6 protein-coding genes are annotated in these 4260 nt (G+C 69.8%); 2 read left to right on the forward strand and 4 right to left on the reverse strand.

The features are described 5' to 3' along the window. Window positions 1–89: 89 nt before the first annotated feature. Window positions 90–494, forward strand: coding sequence for a pyridoxamine 5'-phosphate oxidase family protein (locus ACFVH0_RS38105; protein WP_385827930.1), 405 nt, complete (start codon window positions 90–92; stop codon window positions 492–494). Window positions 495–610: 116 nt separating this feature from the next. On the opposite strand, the gene ACFVH0_RS38110 is transcribed toward ACFVH0_RS38105, so the two are convergent. Together ACFVH0_RS38110 and ACFVH0_RS38115 are read right to left on the reverse strand one after the other, a co-directional pair. Next, complete coding sequence (locus ACFVH0_RS38110) at window positions 611–931, reverse strand: (2Fe-2S)-binding protein (protein WP_072487853.1); 321 nt, start codon at window positions 929–931, stop codon at window positions 611–613. Next, the gene (locus ACFVH0_RS38115) at window positions 928–1233 is read right to left on the reverse strand and encodes a 5'-nucleotidase (protein ID WP_385827932.1); all 306 of its coding nucleotides are present in this window, start codon (window positions 1231–1233) and stop codon (window positions 928–930) included. The genes ACFVH0_RS38110 and ACFVH0_RS38115 overlap by 4 nt, the downstream gene beginning before the upstream one ends. Before the next feature lie 140 nt (window positions 1234–1373). Here ACFVH0_RS38115 and ACFVH0_RS38120 point away from each other — a divergent pair, with 140 nt between their 5' ends. Beyond that, entirely contained in the window at window positions 1374–2360 is a 987-nt protein-coding gene (locus tag ACFVH0_RS38120; RefSeq protein ID WP_385827934.1) for a helix-turn-helix transcriptional regulator, read from the forward strand. Window positions 2361–2518: 158 nt separating this feature from the next. Here ACFVH0_RS38120 and ACFVH0_RS38125 read toward each other — a convergent pair whose 3' ends face one another. Together ACFVH0_RS38125 and dnaJ are read right to left on the reverse strand one after the other, a co-directional pair. Then, a complete protein-coding gene (locus ACFVH0_RS38125) occupies window positions 2519–2965 on the reverse strand; it encodes a heat shock protein transcriptional repressor HspR (protein ID WP_072487850.1) in 447 nt (148 codons plus the stop codon). Between the two features lies 1 nt (window position 2966). Further along, on the reverse strand, window positions 2967–4151 hold the full coding sequence (gene dnaJ, locus ACFVH0_RS38130; protein WP_385827936.1) for a molecular chaperone DnaJ: 1185 nt from the start codon (window positions 4149–4151) through the stop codon (window positions 2967–2969). Window positions 4152–4260: the final 109 nt, after the last annotated feature.

Here is a 4260-nt window from a genome sequence, read left to right on the forward strand (position 1 = left end):
TTATTGTTTACCCCGGCCGCCCCCGCCCGCGCCCCCCGGCGGGGGGGGCGGGGGGCCGGGGCCGTGCCCGCGCTGCCTACGCTGTCCGCATGGCAGTCGACGTGATGAATCCCGGCCCCGAATACCTCGCCTTCTGGCGCGCGCGGCATGTGTGCACCCTGACCACGCCCCGCCCGGACGGCACGCCCCACGTGGTGCCGGTGGGCGTGACGTACGACCCCGAGACGAGGCTGGCGCGGGTCATCACCGGCAAGAACACCAGGAAGGCCGCCAACGTCCTGGCAGCGGGCCCGGACGGGGCACGGGTCGCGGTCTGCCAGATCGACGGGCGCCGCTGGGCGACGCTGGAGGGGCGCGCGAGGGTGCGCACGGAGCCGGAGGCGGTGGCGGACGCGGTACGCCGTTACGCGGAGCGCTACGAGCGCACGCCGGCGCCCAACCCGGACCGGATCGTCATCGAGATCGCCGTCGACCGGGCGCTCGGCAGGGCCTGAGCACGGCTCCGGACCGCACCCGGCCGGACACAGCACAACGGCGCCATCGTGTTCAGGTCACGATGGCGCCGTTGTGTGGGGGAGTGACTGAGCGACATGGAACGACGGGGGATCGCTCAGGCACTGCGGGGGGTGGCGGAAATAGTCTCTGGCTCGAACAGCTGGTGGTCACGCCGGTCGAGGTTGACGAAGATCATGTCGTACCGGATCGCACAGCGGACGGGCTGCGGGGCTCCACGCGGCTTGCGGAGGCAACGGTAGGCACGTACTTCGTCGTCTTCTTCACGTGCGACAACGATGGGGTCGCCGAACAGAGTGACCATCAACGAGTCGCCACAGTGGGGGATGGCAGTGACGAGATCGATGAAATGCCAGCCTGATCGGTAGGCCGTGGCCATCTCTCGCCGGAAGGTCCGGTCGTCCGGCGGGATGGTCATGCGCCCGGCTGGGCCGTGGTGGAGCCGATACGGGAGGGCGAGACCCAGCCGATGTCGGACGACTTGACGGGCGAGACCCAGCCGATGTCGGTGTTGGTGGCCCCGGCCTGGACGACCCACCCGATGTCGGACGACTTGGAAGGTGCGGCCGGCCACCCGATGTCACCGTCGGCCGCGGCCCGGACGGTCCACCCGATGTCGCCACCGGCAACACTGTCCTCGCTCCAGCCAATGTCGCTGCCGCCCAGCAGCCCGATGCCCAGGGCCGCGACGAACGAGACGGCAAGCGCCGAGCGATGCATTCGCTTATACATAGTCGGCTTCGTCCTCACTTGTGGATTCTTCTCCCCCGCACCTAAGACGATGTCTCACCTGGGCACGCGAGCACCACTGAGTAGATGCATCATGTTCCTGCATGTTCAGGAACCTGGGGGGTGACGATATGACCACAAGCGGCACAAAGCCGACACATTCTCATGGGATCACCGAACTGTGCGACGCGGGGGCACGCCTTTACGCCAGCGCTTTGCGGTTGGGACGCATCGCCCGCGCCGAAGTGGAACCGGCGCCCTGCCTCATGGAGTTCGCGCTACTGCATCCCGATCCGGACGACCCGGACTGGCTCCGGCCCGTTCCGCCGACCATCGCTCTCGCACAACATCTGCATCCCGTCGAGCGCGAGATCCTCGAACGGCGCCGGCACTCGGTCGAACTGACTGAATCGTTCGAGCCGTTCATGGACATCAGCACTCTGGGGCCGCCCAGCACCCACGCCATCACCGTGCTGGAAGGCGTGAACCGGATCAACGCGGCCCTCGATCTCGCCACCGCAGAGTGCCGCACCGAAGTGCTCACCGTCCAGCCCGGCGGCGGCCGGACCGAGGATCGTCTCAGCAAGTCGCTGGAGCGCGGCCTGTCCGTGATCCACCGCGGCGTCAGCATGCGCACCCTCTACCAGCACACCGCGCGCCACAGCCCCAGCACACTCGCGTACGCGGAGCGCATGACCGACGACAACGTGGAGATACGCACGCTCGAAGAGCTGATCGGCCGCCTGATCGTGTTCGACCGGACCGTCGCCTTCATCCCGGCCAGCGACGACGACCAGGTCGCCCTGGAACTCCGCCACCCCGGGCTCGTGCAGTACCTGGTCAACGTGTTCGAGCAGTTCTGGACGAGGGCGGCTCCGCTGCGGGAGGAGGTCAAGTACGAACCGACCTCCCTGGGCATCAGCGGCGTTCAGCGCTCCATCGCCCAGCTCCTCGTCGAGGGCCACGTGGACGACTCGATCGCCCGCAGGCTCGGCATGAACGTCCGCACCTGCCGCGCCCACGTCGCCAAGCTCGCCGCCGCGCTCGGCAGCAACAGCCGGGCCCAGCTCGGCTACCTGATAGCGCGGTCGGGAATCCTGGAGGAGGAGCAGAACTGACCGGACCCCGCCCGCCGCACACCGCGCATCCGACACACCGCGCACGGCGCACACCGCGCACCCGACGCACGGCACGGCCGTGCCGGCATCGCACCGGCATACGGCAAAGGGCCGGGGAGCCGACCCGTAAGTCGCCTCCCCGGCCCTGTGCCGTCCGCTCAGTCCTTCGGCCGCTTCGGCCGCCAGACCACCAACGCGCTGGTCTGCTGTACGTCCTGATACGGCACCAGATCGCGCCGGTAGGAGGCGTGCACCTGGGCCTCGCGCTGCTGCATGGCCTGTGCCGCGCCGTCCACGGCCGCCGACAGCTCGGCGACGCGCTGCTGGAGCGCGGCGACCTGGTTCTCCAGCTCGATGATGCGCTTGATGCCGGCGAGGTTGATGCCCTCGTCCTGCGACAGCTGCTGCACGGTGCGCAGCAGCTCGATGTCGCGGGCCGAGTAGCGCCTGCCGCGCCCGGCCGTGCGGTCGGGCGAGACGAGGCCGAGACGGTCGTACTGGCGCAGTGTCTGCGGATGCAGGCCCGAGAGCTGGGCCGCGATCGAGATCACGTACACCGGGGATTCGTCGGTCAGTTCGTACGGATTGCGTCGTCGGCCGTCCACCTCAAGCTCCCTTCGCTGCCTGGAACAGCTCCGCCCGCGGGTCCTGGCCCGCGGTCGCCTTCCGGTAGGCCTCCAGGGCGTCCCTGGCCTCGTTGCTGAGGTCGGCCGGCACCTTCACCTCGACGGTGACCAGCAGGTCGCCCCGGGTGCCGTCCTTGCGTACGGCGCCCTTGCCGCGGGCGCGCATCGTACGCCCGTTGGGAGTGCCCGCGGGCAGTTTCAGCGTGACCGGCGGGCCGCCGAGCGTGGGCACCTTCACCTCGCCGCCGAGCGCCGCCTCCGTGAAGTCGACGGGCACGGTGACCGTGAGGTTGTCGCCCTTGCGGCCGAAGACCGGGTGGGCGTCGACATGGACCACGACGTACAGGTCGCCGGCCGGTCCACCGCGCTCGCCCGGACCGCCCTTGCCGCGCAGCCGGATCCGCTGGTTGTCCGAGACGCCCGCCGGAATCCTGACCTGCATGGTCTTGGAGGACTTCGCCCGTCCGCTGCCCTTGCAGACATCGCACGGGTCCTGGGCGATGAGGCCCCGGCCCTTGCAGTCCACGCAGGGGTCGGTGAGCGAGAAGCCGCCGCCGGTGCCGCGCGACACCTGACCGGTGCCGAGACAGGTCGGGCACACCCGGGGGGTGCCGTTCTTGTCGCCGGTGCCGGAACAGGCCTTGCAGGGCGCCTGGCTGGACATCCGCAGCGGGACCGTGGCCCCCTCGACCGCCTCGGTGAAGCTGAGCGTCACCTCGGACTCGATGTCCTGGCCGCGCCGCGGCTGCACCCGCGTCCCCGTGCCGCCCCGGTTGAACAGGCCGCCGAAGACATCACCGAGGCCGCCGCCGCCGAAACCGCCGGCCGCGCCGCCCTGGCCCCCGCCCTGGGTGCCCCCGAAGAGGTCGCCCAGGTCGAAGTTGAAGTTGCCTCCCGCGCCGCCGGGTCCGGCCCGGAAGCCGCCGTTGCCGAAGAGGGCGCGCGCCTCGTCGTACTCCTTGCGCTTCTTGCTGTCACCGAGGACGTCGTTCGCCTCGGAGATCTCCTTGAAGCGCTCCTCGGCCTTGTCGTCGCCCTTGTTGGCGTCCGGGTGGAACTCGCGGGCGAGCTTCCGGTACGCCTTCTTGATCTCGGCGTCGGTGGCGTCCTTGGGGACGCCGAGGACCTTGTAGTAGTCCTTCTCGACGAAGTCCTTCGTGCTCATCGACGTCCCTCCTTCCGGACGATCGGCCATGCGACCGGCCCGTTGGCCGTCGCAAGTCCCGGGGGGGGGGCGCCAGGTGGTCGGTACGGAATTAAAAACAACCCCGTGG

It is taken from the genome of Streptomyces sp. NPDC127117, assembly GCF_042677325.1.
In the GTDB taxonomy this organism is placed as follows: domain Bacteria; phylum Actinomycetota; class Actinomycetes; order Streptomycetales; family Streptomycetaceae; genus Streptomyces.